Annotated in this window: 19 protein-coding genes and 1 pseudogene; 9 read left to right on the forward strand and 11 right to left on the reverse strand. The window is 64.5% G+C overall.

What is annotated here, in order from left to right; translation table 11 throughout:
- Window positions 1-4 precede the first annotated feature (4 nt).
- On the reverse strand, window positions 5-505 hold the full coding sequence (locus tag NI1_RS23685) for a hemerythrin domain-containing protein (RefSeq protein WP_067824767.1): 501 nt from the start codon (window positions 503-505) through the stop codon (window positions 5-7).
- Window positions 506-1,166: 661 nt separating this feature from the next.
- Between NI1_RS23685 and NI1_RS23690 the strand changes: the two genes are divergently transcribed.
- Window positions 1,167-2,204: a tetratricopeptide repeat protein gene (locus tag NI1_RS23690; RefSeq protein ID WP_067824769.1), complete on the forward strand. Its 1,038-nt coding sequence runs from the start codon at window positions 1,167-1,169 to the stop codon at window positions 2,202-2,204.
- A 77-nt stretch (window positions 2,205-2,281) separates the two neighbouring features.
- On the opposite strand, the gene NI1_RS23695 is transcribed toward NI1_RS23690, so the two are convergent.
- The 4 genes from NI1_RS23695 to NI1_RS23710 all read right to left on the reverse strand — a co-directional run bounded on the left by NI1_RS23695 (window position 2,282) and on the right by NI1_RS23710 (window position 4,850).
- Window positions 2,282-2,824, reverse strand: coding sequence for a hypothetical protein (locus NI1_RS23695; RefSeq protein WP_067824771.1), 543 nt, complete (start codon window positions 2,822-2,824; stop codon window positions 2,282-2,284).
- A 155-nt stretch (window positions 2,825-2,979) separates the two neighbouring features.
- Window positions 2,980-3,408, reverse strand: a complete 429-nt coding sequence (gene arfB, locus NI1_RS23700) for an alternative ribosome rescue aminoacyl-tRNA hydrolase ArfB (protein WP_067824773.1) — start codon at window positions 3,406-3,408, stop codon at window positions 2,980-2,982.
- Window positions 3,409-3,599: 191 nt separating this feature from the next.
- The gene (locus NI1_RS23705; RefSeq protein WP_169815622.1) at window positions 3,600-4,268 is read right to left on the reverse strand and encodes a GNAT family N-acetyltransferase; all 669 of its coding nucleotides are present in this window, start codon (window positions 4,266-4,268) and stop codon (window positions 3,600-3,602) included.
- A 111-nt stretch (window positions 4,269-4,379) separates the two neighbouring features.
- The gene (locus NI1_RS23710) at window positions 4,380-4,850 is read right to left on the reverse strand and encodes a MarR family winged helix-turn-helix transcriptional regulator (RefSeq protein WP_067824777.1); all 471 of its coding nucleotides are present in this window, start codon (window positions 4,848-4,850) and stop codon (window positions 4,380-4,382) included.
- A 152-nt stretch (window positions 4,851-5,002) separates the two neighbouring features.
- On the opposite strand from NI1_RS23710, the pseudogene NI1_RS38920 reads away from it, so the two are divergent.
- The 3 genes and pseudogenes from NI1_RS38920 (at window position 5,003) to NI1_RS23725 (ending at window position 7,633) form a co-directional block, all read left to right on the forward strand.
- Window positions 5,003-5,796: pseudogene (locus NI1_RS38920) on the forward strand (alpha/beta hydrolase).
- 89 nt (window positions 5,797-5,885) lie between these two features.
- Window positions 5,886-6,368 (forward strand): hypothetical protein, encoded by a 483-nt coding sequence (locus NI1_RS23720; protein ID WP_157535298.1) that lies wholly within the window; start codon window positions 5,886-5,888, stop codon window positions 6,366-6,368.
- Between the two features lie 137 nt (window positions 6,369-6,505).
- The gene (locus tag NI1_RS23725; RefSeq protein WP_067825301.1) at window positions 6,506-7,633 is read left to right on the forward strand and encodes a serine hydrolase domain-containing protein; all 1,128 of its coding nucleotides are present in this window, start codon (window positions 6,506-6,508) and stop codon (window positions 7,631-7,633) included.
- On the opposite strand, the gene NI1_RS23730 is transcribed toward NI1_RS23725, so the two are convergent.
- A complete protein-coding gene (locus NI1_RS23730; protein WP_218026816.1) occupies window positions 7,605-8,795 on the reverse strand; it encodes an alanine--tRNA ligase-related protein in 1,191 nt (396 codons plus the stop codon). The genes NI1_RS23725 and NI1_RS23730 overlap by 29 nt on opposite strands.
- Before the next feature lie 238 nt (window positions 8,796-9,033).
- Between NI1_RS23730 and NI1_RS23735 the strand changes: the two genes are divergently transcribed.
- Entirely contained in the window at window positions 9,034-9,492 is a 459-nt protein-coding gene (locus NI1_RS23735; protein ID WP_067824781.1) for a hypothetical protein, read from the forward strand.
- Window positions 9,493-9,503: 11 nt separating this feature from the next.
- Here the strand turns inward: NI1_RS23735 and NI1_RS23740 are convergent, their stop codons facing one another.
- Window positions 9,504-11,159 carry a WD40 repeat domain-containing protein gene (locus NI1_RS23740; RefSeq protein ID WP_157535299.1) on the reverse strand — a complete coding sequence of 552 codons (1,656 nt, stop codon included), beginning with the start codon at window positions 11,157-11,159 and terminating at the stop codon, window positions 9,504-9,506.
- A gap of 208 nt (window positions 11,160-11,367) precedes the next feature.
- Window positions 11,368-11,880: a nitroreductase/quinone reductase family protein gene (locus tag NI1_RS23745; protein ID WP_067824784.1), complete on the reverse strand. Its 513-nt coding sequence runs from the start codon at window positions 11,878-11,880 to the stop codon at window positions 11,368-11,370.
- A gap of 131 nt (window positions 11,881-12,011) precedes the next feature.
- Here NI1_RS23745 and aat point away from each other — a divergent pair, with 131 nt between their 5' ends.
- Window positions 12,012-12,749, forward strand: a complete 738-nt coding sequence (gene aat / locus NI1_RS23750) for a leucyl/phenylalanyl-tRNA--protein transferase (protein WP_245663374.1) — start codon at window positions 12,012-12,014, stop codon at window positions 12,747-12,749.
- A 159-nt stretch (window positions 12,750-12,908) separates the two neighbouring features.
- On the opposite strand, the gene NI1_RS23755 is transcribed toward aat, so the two are convergent.
- Both NI1_RS23755 and NI1_RS23760 read right to left on the reverse strand, forming a co-directional pair.
- The gene (locus NI1_RS23755; protein ID WP_157535300.1) at window positions 12,909-13,433 is read right to left on the reverse strand and encodes a DUF1499 domain-containing protein; all 525 of its coding nucleotides are present in this window, start codon (window positions 13,431-13,433) and stop codon (window positions 12,909-12,911) included.
- A 594-nt stretch (window positions 13,434-14,027) separates the two neighbouring features.
- Window positions 14,028-14,771: an AAA family ATPase gene (locus NI1_RS23760; protein ID WP_067824786.1), complete on the reverse strand. Its 744-nt coding sequence runs from the start codon at window positions 14,769-14,771 to the stop codon at window positions 14,028-14,030.
- A 154-nt stretch (window positions 14,772-14,925) separates the two neighbouring features.
- Between NI1_RS23760 and NI1_RS23765 the strand changes: the two genes are divergently transcribed.
- Both NI1_RS23765 and NI1_RS23770 read left to right on the forward strand, forming a co-directional pair.
- A complete protein-coding gene (locus NI1_RS23765) occupies window positions 14,926-15,486 on the forward strand; it encodes a dihydrofolate reductase family protein (RefSeq protein ID WP_067825304.1) in 561 nt (186 codons plus the stop codon).
- Window positions 15,487-15,546: 60 nt separating this feature from the next.
- Window positions 15,547-16,161 carry a class I SAM-dependent methyltransferase gene (locus tag NI1_RS23770; protein ID WP_067824787.1) on the forward strand — a complete coding sequence of 205 codons (615 nt, stop codon included), beginning with the start codon at window positions 15,547-15,549 and terminating at the stop codon, window positions 16,159-16,161.
- Window positions 16,162-16,174: 13 nt separating this feature from the next.
- Here the strand turns inward: NI1_RS23770 and NI1_RS23775 are convergent, their stop codons facing one another.
- On the reverse strand, window positions 16,175-17,662 hold the full coding sequence (locus NI1_RS23775; RefSeq protein ID WP_084523593.1) for a DUF4246 domain-containing protein: 1,488 nt from the start codon (window positions 17,660-17,662) through the stop codon (window positions 16,175-16,177).
- A gap of 107 nt (window positions 17,663-17,769) precedes the next feature.
- On the opposite strand from NI1_RS23775, the gene NI1_RS23780 reads away from it, so the two are divergent.
- A complete protein-coding gene (locus NI1_RS23780) occupies window positions 17,770-18,450 on the forward strand; it encodes a DUF2510 domain-containing protein (protein WP_084523594.1) in 681 nt (226 codons plus the stop codon).
- Window positions 18,451-18,521 lie beyond the last annotated feature (71 nt).

Genomic DNA, 18,521 nt, shown 5'->3' on the forward strand with positions numbered 1-18,521 from the left:
CTGGTCAGGCCCGCACCGCGTCGATGGCCTTCTTCACCGCCGATGGCTGCGCCGGCGACCGCGGCGCTTTCTTCCTCAACTCGATCATCCGCTCACCGATTTCCTGAAGTTGCTTGCGCCCCAGCTGGTCTCGTACCTTCGGGAACCACTCCCCCTCTTCCTCTTCGATGTGATGGTCGACGTTCTCGATCAGGACGGTCGTCTTGGCTGTGAAGCGCTCGTCCTCCGGCTTCATCCCCGCCAGCTCCATCACCAGTACATCGGCGACATGGTGTTCCTCATAGGATTCGAGGATGTCGTCCTCCAAGTCGGGCAGCAGCTTGCGCACCGCCGGATACATGCATTCGTTCTCCAGATAGGTGTGCACGGTCAGCAGTTCGATGATTTTGTCGACGAGTCGCCCTTTCTCCGCGTGCGCGCTCGCACCCGCCTTCTCGAAATCCCGGAACAGCTTCCGGATCTGCTTGTGGTCCTCACGCAACAGCACGATCGCATCACTGGACATCGCAACTCCTCCACCGCGGCAAATAGGAAAGGAACCTTCGGATCCGCCATTCCCCGCGTGTCGGCAACCAAACCGCAGCCTCGGGCGGTCCTCCGCCCTGATCCGCCGCGTGCTCGACGTTTGCCCGCCTCCTGCGGAGGTAGTCGGCTGTTGATCGGGAACCACACGGAAGGAAGCTGCCATGAGTGGACCAGAAGAGCGGCGCGAAAACGACACCGACGAACCTAAGGGCGGCCGGCCAGGCCCCTCGGACCAAGGGAAGGACGGTGGGATGGCTAGCCGAGAAGTTGCCGAGGACGTCGGCACCGAGGAAGGCGCGCAGGAACCCCCGGACTGACCGCAAGGAACGGCCCGCTTGGCCTGCCGCATGTGGCGCTGACGACCATCGATCGGCCGATAATAGACCGGCACCGGTCGACCAGATGGCTACTTTACCCGGCGCGAATCGCTTGCTGGACTTATGATTCGGCGATGGAATCCGCGGGCGAGCCGTCTTTCGATGCCTGCGGGCTCATAGTTCGAAGCGAGTATTGCAGCTGACCCGGAATGGATCGTGGCGCAGTGCAGTTCGGGGAGGCGAGCGTAATTGGATCCGTATAAGGTTGGGCCTGTTCGGATTCGGCGGTTCAAGCGAGCCGCAGCCCGCGGCGACTCCGACGCGATGGTCCGGTTCGGAGCCGTGCGGCAGGCGCAGGGGAAGACGGACGAAGCGGAATCATGGTTCCGCCGAGCTGTTGCCCTCGACAACAGAGACGCCATGACCGCCCTCGCCACTCTGCTTTACGGGCAGGGTGCGGCGGCGGAGGCCGAGACGTGGTACCGCGAGGCGGCGGCCCGAAACGACATTTACGCGATGCACAATCTCGGATCTGTCCTGCATAAGCGCGGCGAGACGGACGAGGCGAAAACGTGGTTTCGCACGGCGGCGGAAGGCGGTAATGCCGGCTCGATGCGCACGCTCAGAAGCCTGTCCGAGGAACGGAACGAGGATAACGAGCAGTACCGCGAAGCCGCGCAACACGGCGACGCCCACGCGATGAACAGCCTAGGGCTCCGGCTTGCTCGGCACGGCGAGCGGGGCGACGCGGAGACCTGGTTCCGTAAAGCCGCTGCACTCGGGCATGCCGACGCGATGTACAACCTCGCGCGCCTGTTGTATCCGCGAAACGAGGGCGAACAGGAATCGTGGTTGCGCAAGGCCGCCGCCCTCGGGCAAGCCGACGCGATGCGCAGTCTCGCGAACCTGCTACACGACCATGGAAACCTGACCGAAGCAGAGTCGTGGTTGCGCAAAGGCGCGGCCCTCGAACACGCCGAGTCGATGAATTCCCTTGCGGCCCTGCTATTGCAGCGTGACGAGATCGCCGAATGGGAGCTATGGACTCGCGAGGCCGCAGCCCGTGACAGCCCCGGCGCGATGTACAACCTCGGCGTCCTGATGTTCCAACGGGACGAGATGGACGAGGCCGAGAAGTGGCTCCGCAAAGCCGCAGGCCACGGACGCGCAGACGCGATGTCGAATCTCGGCGTCCTCCTACAGAAGCGAGATCGGACGAGCGAGGCCGAATCATGGTTCCGCCAAGGCGCGGCCGCCGGCAACACCGGTGCCATGAACAACCTCGGGCTCCTGCTGAAACAGAAAGGCGAACGCTCCGAGGCGAGATACTGGCTCCGGCAGGCGCGCAAGCAGCCTCGCTGACTTCCACGAACCCGAACCGATGCCGAGCCGTCATGCCGCGCAGCGAATCCCATTCAGCCCCTTGGCCCAGGTCTGACTCAAGATGGGCTCGAATAGAAGTAGAGCGTGGCGAACTGGGAGTCGCGAGCGATCGTGATTTCGGGATAGCTGTGCACAGTGCCTGTTACGCCGGCAGGGGTGTCATAGGGAGTGCTGGCGAATAATTCGATTGCACCGGCGCAATCGAAGTTCCAGTCATCGTCACTCTTCTTGCCTGTCGGCATGAAGTCAACGCGCTCCCGCAGCTCGGGGCACGTTACTTTCTGCAACGGGCGGTGGTGGGTGGCATCGGTGAAGGGGTTTCGAAGCTCTGGGAAATTCTCTGCTGACGCCACAAAACTCCCTCGATAACCGCATGCACCTGCCAGGGCGGGGCAGCCGAATCGCCGCATGTTGATCAGTCTGAACGATTCGGGTATGTGGATGTGGCTTCGTTCCATCTGCCTGCGTGCCTCGGCGGTAGACAGGTCCTTGTCCAGTCGATCAATCACGTTCATGGCCACACATCCGGCCATCAGTAGCCCGCATGTGGTGACGAGGGCCATGGTGACCCACAACCATCGTAAATCGTAGCCGTGCATGCTATTTCCTCACTTGCCACCGGGCCGATCCGTCCCGAGCTGCTTGCTGGAGCCGGTAATTCCTGGTAATCGGACGGGAGCTCCGGCGTTGGTCTCCCCGGATCGAGGCTAGGCCGTCGGATAAGCGTGGAATAGGTGTCGGATAGTCACAGGACCTAGTCGTCGGCTGAGGTGCGGCGGTTGCGTTTGGTGACGCCGCGTCGCTTCTTGGCTGCTATGCGGCGTTCCTTTGCCGCGCGTGAAGGTTTGGTTGCGCGGCGGTCGGGGGGTGGGGCGGCAGCGGCGGCGCGGAGGAGGGCGGCGAGGCGATCACGGGCGGCGGCGCGGTTTTGGAGTTGGGTGCGGTGCTCGGATGCGGCGATTGTGAGTACGCCGTTGATCAGGCGGGTGGAGAGGCGGTCGAGCATTCGGGTGCGCAGCGGGTCCGGTATCGAGGGGGAATTGGCGAGGTCGAAGGAGAGTTCGACGCGGCTGTCGGTGGTGTTGACGTTTTGGCCGCCTGGGCCGGACGAACGGGAGAACCGCTCGCGCAGCTCGGACGCCGGGATTACCAGCGTGCGAGTCACGTTCAGGTCTGCTGCCACTGTTCGACGCCATTCTCCCGACACGATTTCGGCCGCGTCGGTCCAGTTACGACTCGAGGGTGGCCCTTTCATCCACGATAGCGACCGGTGGGTCTGCGGCGGTGTGTGGCATTCCGATGACGATAGCGACCTCATGGGCGCGATTGGCCCGCCGGTCGGGATCTGTTGTGGCGCAAGGTATGACGTCGTCTTTATGCGTACCGGTCGACGTGCCCGACGGTGACGAATCCGAGCCGGCGGTAGATCTGCTCGCCATCGGGAGAAGCGGTGAGCACGACGCGGTCGGTGCCGGATTCGAGCGCCAGGTCGAGGGCGCGGCGGGTGAGGGCGGTGCCTATTCCTCGTCCGCGCTGATCGGCTCGCGTGACGATGTGCTCGATCGACGCGCCGGCGGCGCTGGTCACGACGGCGGCGCAGCCGAGGATCGCGCCGCGCTCACGCCACACCAAGTAGCGAACCGATGCCAGTTGCAGGCCTTGACGTAGACCCGCCGCCAGAGCCTCCGCGCCAGGCGTACCCGACCACAGCGACGCCCATTGCACGAGGCCGGTCTCGTCGGTGACTTCCTCGATCCGTGCGAATTCCGGCGGCCCGAGCGCTGCCCCGCCGGAGAACACCATGAGCGGCTCGGATTCGAACCGTGCGAGGCCGTATCGCGCCAGTAGTTCAGGAAGCTCCGGGGGATCGCTCTCTCGCCAGACATGCCAGGACGCGGGGACACCATCCAGCAGACCCCGCAATCGCTCGATCTCGCCGGGGAGATCGCCGCGGAGTCGCAGCACCCCGTTCAGTTCGTCACTGGGAGCGCCGGTACGGAACCAGCAGGAGGCGTCGCCATCACCGGTTTCGTATGCTCGCACCAAATGGGTTGCGACATAGGCGTTTACCGCGTCGACATAGGGTTGCCGCTTACCCGATGAGGTCATCATCCCTTCCCAACTCACCGAAATGATCTTGTAGCCTACCGCCGATCAGCCTGCCGGCAGCCCGATCCGGTCGCGCTCGAGCGAGGCGCGCAGCTGCGAAAATACCTGCGCGACAACCGATAACGAGGACCCAGAGAGGCTGCCGCCCAGCAATTCGCCCAGCTGCTCAGCAAAGGTGACTTCGGCCGCTTCGACCAGACGCGCACCGGCGTCGGTCAGCTCCAGCAGCGATGAGCGACGGTCCGCCGGATTAGGTTGCCGCGCTACCCATCCCTGCTTCTCCAAACGGTCGACACCTTTGCTCATCGCCCCGACGCCGGTGGCGAACTCGTTGGCGAGGTCGGCCACCCGAGCCCCTGGATGATCACGCAGGAAGCGCAGGGATTCGAACTGCGAAGCGACGATCCCGTGCCGCTCACGAAGGCGATCGCCGAGCGCGTTGTACAGCCGCGTCTCGCACCGGACCACGTCGGAGAAGACGCTCGGCAGATCGACCGAGCCCGATGTATATTCCATGGCATATATCTTATAGCAAGATAATTCCAAGGAAGGCGAACATGAGCAGCGAACAACGTGCACGGGTCGACGCGCTACTACGTCAGCCGCCACCGGCCGAACCTCGATCGGTCCAGGAGATCCGGGCGGCATTCCGGGCGCTGATGGCCCAGATGAGCGTGCCGGCCGAAATACGCACCCGAACCACGGAACTCGGCGCCCGGCCCGCCGTACTCGTCGAACCAGCCGATAGCCCGCGCCCCGGGACCATCCTGTACTTCCACGGCGGGGGCTTCGTCTTCGGTTCACCGGAAACTGCGATGTCGCTGACCGCGAACCTGGTGACTCGCACCGGATTTCGCGCCTTCTCGGTGGACTACCGGCTGGCGCCCGAACACCCCTTCCCGGCCGCGATCGACGACACGCTGAGCGCCTACCGCGCCCTGCTCGACAGCGGAGAGGACCCCTCGAACATCGCATTCGCGGGCGATTCCGCGGGGGCGGCCTGACCGTCACCACCTGTCTGGCCGCTCGCGACGCCGGCCTGCCGCTGCCGGCCGCGATCGTGGCCTTCTCCCCCGGGCTCGACATGACCCGCACCGGCGCAAGCATGAAGACCAAGGAGAGCATCGATCCGGTCTTCACCCGAGCAGCCCTCGAGCGCACCGGCGCCATGTATCTCGCCGGGCAGAACCCGCACCAGCCGCTGCTCAGCCCCGCGGTTCTCGCCGATCTCACCGGTTTCCCGCCGATACTGCTACAGGCGGGCGGCAACGAAATGATCCTCGACGACTCCACCCGCCTGGCGGCCCGCGCGCAAGCCGCCGGGGTCGATGTCATCCTCGACATCACCGCGGGCGTACCTCACGTCTTCCAATCCTTCGCCGGCATGCTCGACGAGGCCGACCAAGCCCTGGACCGTGCAGCACACTTCCTCAGCCAGCAGCTACGGCACGCCGGCGGGTAGGCGATGCACGTTCATCGACCCGCGCACATCTCGGCAAAGTCGATCTTCACGGCCGGGTTCATGCTAGGACAGAAGCCATGATGCGAAGCATGCTCAGGTTTGCGGCGATATCGACGCTGCCGGTTATCGCGTTCGGGGCGGCGGTCGGTCCGGCGGCCGCGGAGACCTCGTCCTTCGATCCCGCGCACGTCGATGCCGGGCCGGGTTGTGTGGGCACGGTCAGCGCGTCTGCCTCCCCGCAGCAGGGGCAGCAAGGCGGCGACCATGCGACCTTCTTCGACAGCTCGATTCAGGTGCAGGTGAATTTCAAAGCCGATACCGAGAGCAATCCGTTCGGTTCGCTGTCCCAATCGCCCGCCACGGGCACCGACTGCTCGATCTCCGCAACAGTGACCGCCACCAACCTCGACAGTGGCGTCACCGAAACCAAAACCCAAGCCACCCATTACGACAGCCATTACGGCTGGAACGCCACCTTCTTCCACTTCCCCGGTTCGGGACGGGTGAGCATCCAGGTCAGTACGAATCCCAGCCCCGGCGAGCTGATCGTGGACGTACCCGCGCCCCGCTGAACCACTGTCGGCCGGCATCACATCCCGCTCTATGGCTCTCCGGTATCAGATGCGGTGCCACGGCTGGCTCTCTCGGGTGAGGTGTGCACCGGTTGCGGCTGCCTAGCATTTTGTCCACCACCCTGTTGGAGGACAAAATGCCCGGCTCCGCTTACCTTTTCGGCGCTTTGTGCGCGTCGGTGCTGACGCTGTGCGCTTGCAGCACCGCAACACAGGCCGATACCTCGCCCGATTACAGCGATGCGCGCGGCGTGCTCGAGCGGCTGACCACCGCGGACGCGGCTCCGGGAGCGCTGCTCGCGGTGAACGGGCCGCGCGGCCGCGCCGTGTTGAAAAGCGGCGTGGCGGATATCGAGACTCGGGTGCCGATGGCGGATCACAGCCGGTTCCGAGTCGGCAGTATGACCAAGATGTTCGTTTCCACGGTGGTATTGCAGCTGGTGGGCGCGGGCGAAATCGCGCTCGATGCACCGATCGAGCGGTATCTACCCGGACTGGTCATCGGAAACGGCAATGACGGGCGTGCGATCACCGTGCGGCAACTGCTCCAGCACACCAGCGGCCTGCCCGATTACCTGGACTACGTCGATTTGCTGGAGGTGGTGAAAAACCCTCTCGCTCAATACGATCCGCAGCAGCTCGTGCGGACGGCCCTCGCCCACCCGCCGTTGTTCCCGCCCGGGAGCGGCTGGAGCTACTCCAACACCAACTATGTGCTGGCCGGGATGCTCATCGAGAAGGTCACCGGCCGGCCGTTCCAGGAGGAGATCGATCGGCGCATCATCGAGCCGCTCGCGCTGCACGACACCTCCGCGCCCGGAAACCGATCGACGATCACCGGCACGCACCCTCGCGGGTACGCGAAGCCCGGAGACGCCCTCGTCGAACTGACCGACTTCAACCCATCGATCGCGGGCGCTTCCGGCGAAATAATCTCCAGCACAGCCGATCTGAACATCTTCCTCCGCTCCCTGCTCACCGGCCGCCTACTGCAACCCACCGAACTTCAAGCCATGATGACGACCCGAGCGACCGGAGATGCCTCCGGAAACGCCTACGGGCTCGGTTTCATGAGCTCCCCGCTGCCCTGCGGCGGCACCTACTGGGGCCACAACGGTGACATCCTCGGTTTCTCGGTGATCAGCGGAGCCACCACCGACGGCCGGACCGCCACGGTGATGGTCAACCTCGCCCCCGGCGGCAGCGACACCAAGAACGCGGACATGCGCACCGCCCTCAATACCGCTCTCTGCGACTCTCGGTGAGGAGATGCAGAACAAGGTCGCGCGGGATGCCATGGGTGTCGCGCAGATACTCATAGTCACTGTCGCTCAATGATTCTCGGAAGCGCGGGCGGGACAGGATCTGCCGTCCGCGTTGGAGCAGCTGACCGAATTTGCGCTCCTCGTCGAGCAGAATCGTGCGGATTTCGCGGGGATCGCCGAGTTGCCGGAAATGCTCGAGGGTGTGTTCGATCAGATCGATCGGAAGGTCGGACAGGGTGCTCGTCGGATCGCCGCGCCACAGCGTGGTCAATACCCGGCGTATCAAGCGGCGCAGCACATATCCGCGACCCGTCGTGGAAGGCGTTATCCCGTCACCGATTACGACGATGCTGGACCGCAGATGATCGCAGAGCAGCCGCACGGATGGTTCGTCCAGCGGCCCCCACAATCGCGGCAATGTGCTCATCCACGGCTGGAAGACATCGATTTCGAAGACGGACCGTGTCCCCTGCAATATCCGCACCAGTCGTTCCAGCCCCAGCCCGGTGTCGATACCCGGCCGCCACAACGCTTCGAGGCTCCCGTCCGAATGCCTCACGTACCGCATCATGACGTGATTCCACACCTCCACCCATCGCTCATCGGTGGTCGGTGTGCCCCGCGGCGACTCGGGTCCGGTCCAGACGAATATCTCCGAATCAGGTCCGCACAGTCCGACCGGCCCGTTGTCCCACCAGTTTTCGTCAACCGTCGGCTCGACCGGGACACCCAGCTCGGTCCATGTTTCCCACGATTGATTGTCCGGCCCGACATGTTCGTCCCCACCGAACACGGTGACGTGCATGCGCCCCGGGTCGACGCCGAACCCGTCACGCAGCAGCTCGAAACCCCAGCGCAGACTCTGCGATCCGCCATAGTCCCCGAGCGACCAAGAGCCGAGCATCTCGAAAACCGTCAAATGCGTGTCGTCCCCGACCTCGTCGAGATCGGTAGTGCGAAGGCACCGCTGCAAATTGGTCAACCGCCGCCCTTGCGGATGCGTGCGACCCATCAGGTACTCGGTCAGCGGATGCATCCCGGAAGTGGTGAACAGCACCGAACCCCCTGGCGGCGGCACCAGCGATTCCCCTGACACGAGTTGATGCCCCCGCTCCCGGAAGAACTCGACGAACGTGCGAACGGTCTGCTCTGTAGTGATCACGGTGATTCCTCCATCGAAATGAAATCGACCGGAAACGACCGCACATGGCGAGCCCCGCAATGAAAGCCACACCGACGGACCGTCTCCGGTCGCCGGCAAGGGAATGAGGTCAAGCGGCAGCGACCGGCGAGCACAGAGCTCGCGCGGCAGCGGTTCGCGAATCGACCTTCATAGCCGGCACGGTAGCAACGACACCACCGGAGCACGACCGATTTTCCGGCGCGCAATACTGTGCCTCATGAGCCCTCCGGACAATGCCGGCGCGACCGCCGTCACCGCAGCCCTCATCGCGCTGATCCTGGGCCCACTCACCGCGATCACCGGAATCATGTGGGTGCTCTACATGATCGTCGGTGCCGACGAGCACGCCCGCGAATACTCGGACGAGGTGAGCCTGTACACGGATCTGTTCTTCATGGGGATCATCGCCATCGTCGTCGGTGTCGCCTGGTACGTCGGCGGATTCCTGCTGCTGGCGTACCTGAGAACGGGTCGGGTCGTGTTGATCCTCACTTCAGGAGTGGCGTTGATCGCGGGCGTGGCGCAATTCCTCAATAGGGGATTCGTCTTCTTGTTCATTCCGGTCACCGCGAGCCTGCTGATCCTCGTCCTGTCCGCGCTACCGGCGACGGGTAGATGGATCGCAGCGCAGGAACCGGAGCCGAATCCGATTGCACACGAACATGACCGAGGCTGAGGCGCCGAAGCCTATCGGCTTTGCCAACGCGCGGTGTCCCACAGGCAGACCAGCCCGCTGGCCTCGTCCGCGGTCGCCAAGGATGCGCCGTCGGGACTGAAGGCGATCGCCCGGGCGGGTGTTTCCAGCTCGCCTATGCGGGACCCCGTTGCCGAATTCCACACTCGCACCCCGGAATCGGTCCAGCCGCAGCGCCGGGCCGTCGCCAGTAGGTGACCGTCGGGGTGGAACGCGACCGCGTCCGCACCGCCACGACCGCCCAGGCGTCGCACGCGATCCCCCGCGACGTCCATCAACCACACCTTGGACTCGCAGGCGGCGGCAATGAGACTGCTGTCGGGGCTGACAGCGAGACTCAGTACAGGTGGTCGACCGTCGAGTCGGAAATCGCGGAGGTGCTCACCAGTATTCGGATTCCACAGCTGGACAAGGATTTTCCGGTCCCGGGTGCGATCACCGATCTCGGTGCCGGTTGCCAGCAGGTGACCGTCCCGCGCGAGAGCGACGGCCCGAACCCGATCGCCGGAACCACCGGCTGACGCATCGGTCGCCCGCTCGTCCAACAGGTGCTCGGCTCGTCCCTCGGCGTCGTCGACGCCCAGAACGAGCAAGCGGTCGCCGGTGGTGATGTCCCACAACGTATGTCCCTCGACCAGCGTGCGGTCGGAGATGAAAGCGACTCCGTTGTCATAGCGGATGTGCGCGCCCAGGTCTCGCAGGTGCTTGCCGGTGGCCGCATCCCACACCGCTGCTCGACCCCAACCGTTGGCAGCCAACACCGTACCGTCGCCGCTGAACGCGATCGCGCCGATGAAGAAGGACGTCCGCACGGTGTACAAGACCCTACGGGTCTCGAGGTGCCACGCGACGATCGTGTGGTTGTTGCCGTCGCAGATAGCGAGCACGGCCCCGTCCGGACTGAACGCGACCGTACGGAAGTCGCCGGCGCAGTGCTCGAATGCACGCAGTTCCAAGGCAGGTAGCTCGCGCCGCAGCACCACATTCAATCTCGCTTCGGCGGCGTGGTCGCCCCCGGCGGTGAGCGCCCGGAGTTCCGTCACCGCCTCGTCATAGCGCCCTTGTGCGAGCAGCAGCCCGGCCCGCACCCGCCGGAGCATCGGGTGCGCGACGGCGCCCAGCAACTCGATGGCTTCCTCACGAAGGTGGAGCCGCCGTACCCGCCATTCGTTCGCGATGTTCACCATCGTCCAGTCGAGGTCGCGATACTGCGAACACCTCTGGTCGATGCCGGTGAGCAGATCGATGGCGGCGGTCAGGCGGGCGGCACGCCACAACTTCAGCGCACCTCGCTCGAGTTCCCTTGTGGCATGGGCATTTCCGGCGACCGCCAGCTGTTGCAGCAGGTCGAAGCGACGCTGGCTGGACAGCCACCCGACCACGCCGGCGAACCGATCTCGCTCCGGCAGGCGGTCCAGCTGCGAAATAGCTTCTTCCACCCGCCCCTGCCCGGCGAGCAATCGAGCCAATCGTCTGCGAGCACCTGCATTTCCGCCCTCGGCCACCACCCGCATCTGGTCGATGGCCTCGTCGATGCGACCTTGCCGCAGCAGCCAATCCGCCAGTGCCCGAGCGGCATACCGATCTCCATCGGCCGCCCGCGCTTCCAACTCGGCGACCCGTCCCGCGCGCAACAAGCCGGCAGCCAACTGCCGGGATCCTTGCGCGTCACCGGCATCCGCCAGCCGCCGCAGTTCCTCGAGATCGCCGGCCTTCGCCAGTCGGATCGCCGTCTGACGTAGACAAGGTACGGGCGGCGGTGGGGTCGAAGCAGAAGAATCCACCTCGCAGTCCTAGCATCCCTCGCGGCGTCGGACCGATTTGCGAGCTGGGCGGCCGTGAAGTTCGGAGGAGCGTTCAGCCCTCAGCGTCGAGAGTCAGCACTACCAACGGAATCGGCCTGTCGACCTTGGACTGGAAATCCGCGAGCAGCGGGTTGTTGGCCAGCACCCACGCCGCGAATTCTTCGTACTCCGCGGCTTCGAGCACCTTGCCGGTCGCCTGGTGAGTCTCGCCTCGAAGTTCGATGGTGACCCGCGGATTCGCCTTGATGTTGTACCACCAGGCCGGGTACTTGTCCTCGATGAACGAGCTCACATACATGGTGTCGTCCCGATACAGGGGTCCCAGCGGCGTGGTGTGCCGCTTGCCGCTCCTGGCTCCGGTCGTGGTGAGCAGGATGAGATCCCCACCCGCGTATGCGCCGCCCACCACGCCCGAGTTCGCCCGGAACTCCTTGATCACATCATCGTTCCAGTTGGCGATGCCGCCGTCCTGGTCCCACGCCTGGTTCCACGGCGCGTTCGGATCGTTGTAATCGGTGATGTCGGCCTGATCCGGCTGTCCCACAGTCGATTCGATTTCGCTCATGAGTCGATCATGTCGCGGATATAGGACAGATCAGGTCCTAGTTCAAACGAGAAATACCGGCGCATTTCACGAGTCGCCGCACTGATCTGTCCAGCCCGAGGCTGTTCGCTCGAGTCGGTAATCTCGATCCGGTGACCGACGCTGCCGACCTGATGCGGATGTACCTGGCCGAACCCGACCAGCCCTTCCCACCCGTCGAGCTCGCGGATCCTTCCGGACTGGTCGCTTTCGGCGGCGATCTGTCGCCGGAGCGGCTGCTGAGCGCCTATTCCGCGGGCATCTTCCCCTGGTACAACCCGGGCGAAATGATCCACTGGTACTGCCCGGACCCGCGCAGCATTCTGCTGCCGGCCGACCTGCGGGTGACCAGGTCCTATCGCCGATCTGTCACTGCTGCCGACTACGGCGTGACCATGGATCGCGCTTTCGCCGATGTGATGTCGAATTGCGCCGCGCCGCGCGGGAACGAGGAAGGAACCTGGATCGGCTCCGACATGCAGGCGGCCTACCTGCGACTGCATAACCTCGGTCATGCGCACTCGGTCGAAGTATGGCGCGACGGCGAACTCGTCGGCGGCCTCTACGGCGTCGCACTCGGCCGCTCCTTCGCCGGCGAGTCCATGTTCTCCCGCGCCCGTGACACCTCCAAAATCGCCCTCTACTGGCTCTGCACCCAACTGACCGCCTGGGATTTCACCCTCATCGACTGCCAAGTCACCTCCAGCCACCTCACCTCCCTCGGCGCCATCGACGTCCCCCGCACCGACTACCTGCACCTCCACACCCAGGCCGCCGCCCGCCCGGACATCCCCGGCCCCTGGCAATTCGAGATCCCAATCCCCAACTCCCCCAATCATCTACCGGGGTGAGCGGTCACCACAGCGAAGGATGCCGCGCCGAAAGCACCTTGCGCCGAATTGAGTGCGTTCGACAACCGCCGAGGTGATCCGTAACCGCGTACGGCTGCGAGGATCTTCGCCGCTTCCGAGAAGTCCACCGGCGCTGAGATATCCGCCGGTGGTGGGCCGCTACGTCGGCACGGTCAGCGCCCGCACGATCGAGCGCACATTCTGGAGATTGCGACCGTAATCGACGGTCGTGACCGGAAGGCGCGGACGGCTGGAGACCTCCACGGTGCTGCCGTCGGGCCGCTCTGCCACCACCACCCGCAGGTTCTCGCCCCAACTCATCCATGACATCTTTGTCCGTGCGGCGAGTACACCAGCGGCGAGATCGCGTTGTGTGATGGTCGCTCGCAACTCGGCCAGCGCTCGTTCGGCCGCCGCGAACGCTTCCCCTGCGGATTGCGCCACCTCGATCGAAACCTGCTGGCGCACATCGGCTCCGAGCTCATGACCAGTGCCGTTGCGCCGTGCTTGCAAAATGGACAGCGCAGTGATCACGGCACCGAACAGCAGCCCGCCGATCAATCCGGCGATCACCCCGCCCCACACGGAGCCGGAGACCAACCCCAGGTAAAGCGCCATGACACAGCCGAAGATCAGGCCGCTGCGCAGAAATATCCGGGTTGCCCCGCGCCAGAGAGGACTCATGGCGGCAGCCTACTGAACTCGTCGAAGTCATACCGCTCCGTCATCCCCTCGCACCAAGGCTGTCCTGCCGGGTAGCGCGTTGATCGATCCGGCGGCCGCAGCGGCGTGGTGGCCGAGGTCGGCCACTCGTACTCGGTCAACAACCCCAGTTCGCCTTGCGTCGCTGCCCAATCGAAGGCCAGGCAGATCAGGGAGATCCCGCTCCCCGACTGATCGAACGGGGCCGCTTCACTGAATAATCGATGTGGGACAGGCGGAGTTTCAGCCGAGTAGCAGCGGGCTGCCGGGGCGCAGGGCTCGGCGGAAATGCGCTAGGACAGTAGGGATTTCGTGGTCGGGGATGTGAATCAGCGAATACCATGCAACCAGACCGGCTAGGGATGCATCCGCGAGGGCGACGCTGTCGTAGGACGCTCGCGTATCTTCCAGCCAGCCGTCTGCGTTCACGCCGCAGGCTACCCCGGGGAGTTCGGAACTGTTGGAGCGATGTTGGCGATCGCGTGCATCAGGCGTGACGCTGCCTCGCTGTTTTCATGCACCGACAGGGCCTGGTTGATGATCAGCCAATCGGCGATTGTGGCTCAGGCGATCTCGTCAATCCAGTAGTTCGTCGAGGTATTTGGCGGGGTTGTCGAGGAAGGTGCGGGTGATTCGGTAGTGCTCGGTGTCCTCGTATTCGACGAGTTCGTAGCCGTCCTCGCCGATTTGGTAGATCCAGGCGTCCGGGTAGGACATGAGGATCGGGGAGTGGGTGGCGATCAGGAATTGGGAACGGGCGCATACGAGTTCGTGCAGGCGGGCGATCATCGCGAGTTGGCGGCTGGGGGACAGTGCGGCTTCCGGCTCGTCGAGGACGTAGAAGCCGTGGCCGTTGAAGCGGTGCATCAGGAGGGCGAAGAAGGATTCGCCGTGTGATTGTTCGTGCAACGAGACGCCGCCGTAGGCGCCGATCAGTGGTGGTCCGGAGCCGGGCTCACGGTCCAGCTCCTCGATATTGGTGGCGACGTTGAAGAAGCTTTCCGCGCGCAGGAAGAAGCCGTCGCGGGGTTTGTGTATGGACTTCACCAGTCGCAGATGCTCGTTGAGGGCCGAGTGGGAGCTGCGGGTGGAAAAGTTGAAGTTCTTGGTGCCGCCTTCCGCGTTGAAGCCCCACGCCGTGGCGATCGCCTCCAGCAGTGTCGACTTGCCGCTGCCGTTCTCGCCCACCAGGAAGGTCACCCGGGGATGCAGCTCCAACTCCGATAACTCGCGCACCACCGGCAAGGAGAACGGATACTGGTCGAAGGACGGCACATTGGACCGGTCGAGAACAGCGCTCCGGACGTAAGGGGCATTCATCGGCGAGCGTCCACGGCATCCATAGCCGGAATTGTCCGGCAAACGTTGAAGTCGTACGCGCATGGGGTCGGGTTCGTAGGGCAGCCTGGACCACAACGGAAGCACATTCACGCCTCGTCGCGGGGTGGACCGATCGATCATCGAGGAGGATTCGATGTTGCCCGTGATCTATTCGCTGAGTGTGTCACTGGACGGGTATATCGCTGGGCCCGGTGACGACCTCGGTTGGAGCGTTCCCGATGAAGAGTTGATGCGGTTCCATATCGAGCAGACTCGCGATATCGCGGCGCATGTGTGTGGGCGCAAGCTGTACGAGACCATGCTGGTTTGGGAGACCGCCGAGCAGACGATGAGCGATGAGGCGGATTTGGAGTTCGCCAAGATTTGGCGGCCGATTCCCAAGGTGGTGTTCTCGCGCACGCTGGAGTCGGTGAGTGGCAATGCGCGGCTTGCGACCGACGATATCGCCACCGAAATCGATCGGTTGCGGGGGCAGCCGGGTCCGGGCGTGGTGGCCATTGCCGGCGCTGAGATTGCCGCGGCGGCCATCGCCGAGGATCTGATCGACGAATACTGTCAGTTCGTTTACCCGGTCGTGCTCGGCAGCGGAACGCCGTACTTTCCGCCGCTCGACCGGCGTCTCGAGCTGCGTTTGGTCGAGACTCGCCAGGTGGGGGCGCAGGTCGTCTACCTTCGGTACCAGCGCGCACGGTGAAGATCGGCCCGGCCGTGGCAGAGTGAACCGGAGGTTTGCCACAGCGAGGAGGAACTGACGATGAGCGGACGCGTCCCCAGCCAGTGGGAGGAGCTCACCGCGGCGGATCCGGCGCATTCGAGCTGGTATGTGGAGCGGTTCCGGGCTTTGGCGGCCGACGGCACCGATATCGTCGGCGAGGCGCGGATGATCGATGCCATGCTCGCGCGCGGCAGCCGCGTCCTGGATGCGGGGTGCGGGCCGGGGCGGGTGGGCGGTTACCTGCATGCGGCCGGTCACCTCGTGGTCGGTGTCGACGTCGATCCGGTGCTGATCGCGGCGGCGGAACAGGATTACCCCGGTCCGGCCTGGCTGGTCGGTGACCTCGCGGAGCTGGATCTGCCGAGTCGCGGGGTCGCCGCCGACTTCGATGCCATCGTCTGCGCCGGGAACGTGATGACCTTCCTCGCGCCCTCCACCAGGGCGGCCGTGCTGAACGGGTTCGCCCGCCACCTCGCCCCGACCGGACGCCTGGTCACCGGCTTCGGCGCCGATCGGGGTTACGAGTTCCCGCAATTCCTGGCCGACGCCGAAAACGCCGGGCTCACAGTCGATCTGAAACTTTCGGCGTGGGACTTGCGGCCTTTCGACGACGACTCCGACTTCCTGGTGGCGGTGTTCTCCCGCGCGGAGTGAAATCCACTGCGGGTCAATGCTCACAGAGCGAGAACTCCCGCTCGTACAGCTCCTCGTTGTGCTCGTCGATGAAGAACTTCCGCTCCCGCATCAGCTCCGCACGAAACTCCTTGGCCTGCGCCAGCGTCATGGTCGAGGTCGGCGACCACGGCTGCTGCGGGGGCACATCGGCGGTCGAGGTGATTCGCACCGACGGGTCGACCAGGAAGAACGCCAGGATCTTTCGATGCCCGGGCCGGGTGGGATCGGCCAGTTCGAAGGGTGCGACGCGATGCTGGAGGATGTTCGGGAACGCGATGCAGCGCCCGGCGCTGGTGCGCACCGACCCGAGCACCTGATTCAGCGGATCCTCGTCGCCGAGACCGTAGACCTCGGACACGCCGGTGCGGTCGTTCTGTTCGTAATCCGGGTCGTCGATCGCCGCCCGGAAGCCGAGCTGACTGTCGCCGATATTCTCGCTGTCCCAATAGTAGATGGCGGTCGAGACGATGCGCTCGTTCAACATGCCTTCGACATGCCAACTGCCGCCGGGGTATCGGGGCCGCTCCGGCGTGAGATGGATATTCGCGAGCTTGACGATGACCTGGAGGCGCCGGCCGCGCAGCTCGACGCGTTCGGGTGTCGCCGGCGGGGTGAATTCGGGCGCGTCCGGGATCACGGGGCTGCGCCAGTCCCACCATTCCTCCATCGCCGTTTCCCATTCGCGCTGGGCGTCCTCGTCGTCCTCGTCCTCGGGTTCGACCGGCCGGTCCGGGTCCTGGTCATACCAGCTGGTCGAGTCGACTTCGATCCGCACGGGTCGCGGATTACGCAATTCGGTGAGCACCTTCTCGAACAGCGGGAGCACCCGCGTGAACAGCTCGGGCAGCACGGCTTCGAGTTCCCGATGGGTATCGGGATGCACATTGTTCACGTATGAGCAGAACACGGCTGCACCGTCGGCGCCGACCTCGACATCCGTTGGCAGCCACTGGAATTTCTCCGAATGCAGGTACCGCTCGTAATGAGAGGTCGGCTTCTTCCAATCGGAATCGTCGGCCGAACTCACCGACCGCACCCGGCAGAACAGCGACGGATGCACCAGATCCAGCACCTGTGCATCGGTCCCCGGATGCCAATCCAGCTCCTCGGCGGGCACCTCCTCCAGCACCCGAACCGCTTCCCGCAGACGCGATCTCAACTCGTCCTCGATCAGCGAATCCGACTGCCACACCCCGTCGACAGCCGCCACCTCGATCCCGGTCCGCTCATCCCGCAGCCCGGCGTAGTACGCCAATTCCGCCAGCACATAACGGATTTGGGCCTCGGTCAGTCCTTGTTCGACCGCTTCCCGAGTCCATCTGCCGACGATCTCGGCATCATCGATCTTGACGGACCACGCCGGTTTCGACCGAATACCGGAACTCAACTGCATCATCTGACGTTCCCGCAGGGTCCGCACCGGCGCGACCGTCGTATGAAAACCGGTAAAGGGCAGCGGAAATGCGGCTAGCTCAGTCATTCTCTCTCTCACTGTTCGCGACGGCAGCAAGAATACTGCCGTCAGGTGCCGGATTCTCACCCCTGCGGTGGGTAGGAACGGGTCCGGCCGCTTCCTAACCTGGGGTCATGGCAGCACCGCTCCCGCCCCCTGGCTGGTATCCCAACGGCACTCTCCTGCGCTGGTGGGACGGGTACCGCTGGACCGAGCACAGTCAGCCGCTGCCGGTGAGAACCACACCGACACAGGTTGTTTCGGTCGATCCGCGATTGCTCGCGGAACGCGGCCTGGTCTTCCGGCACCAAGCCGAACTGATCGAGCATCGCGGCTGGACCATTACCGACCACCACGGTAGGCCACTCGGATCGATGGTGCCCATCGGCGCGAAAGTGCTTGAAAGGTTGGCGGGCACCAGAGTCGAACTCCGCGACCAGGACGACGCGCTCATCCACACCATCACCGAGGATGTGGTCCGGTTCAAGTCCGTCAGCCGCATCAAGGACCTCGGCAAGGTCACCGTGGGCTGGTCGTCGAAGACCAAGTTCACCCTGAGCGACGAAAACGACGTCCCGCTCGGCACTGTCGAATGCGCCGGCAACTGGTCGGACCGATTCCTGATCCGCGACGCCGGCAACGAGCAGATCGGCAGGATCGATCACGAGGTGGTGCGCCGGAACAAGTGGATCATCGACCGCTACGAGATGCACCTACAGCTCGACCGCCCTCTCACCGGACCGCTGGGCGCATTGATCCTCGCCACCGTTCCGCGCGTCTACCAGGACATCTCCCGGCGCTACCTGAACGCCTGACCGGGCGAATTCATAACGAACCGCGCTGAGTCCAGCCCGAATCGGTCTTTCCCTCGGACATCGTCCCGCGG

The organism is Nocardia inohanensis NBRC 100128 (assembly GCF_001612945.1).
GTDB lineage: Bacteria > Actinomycetota > Actinomycetes > Mycobacteriales > Mycobacteriaceae > Nocardia > Nocardia inohanensis.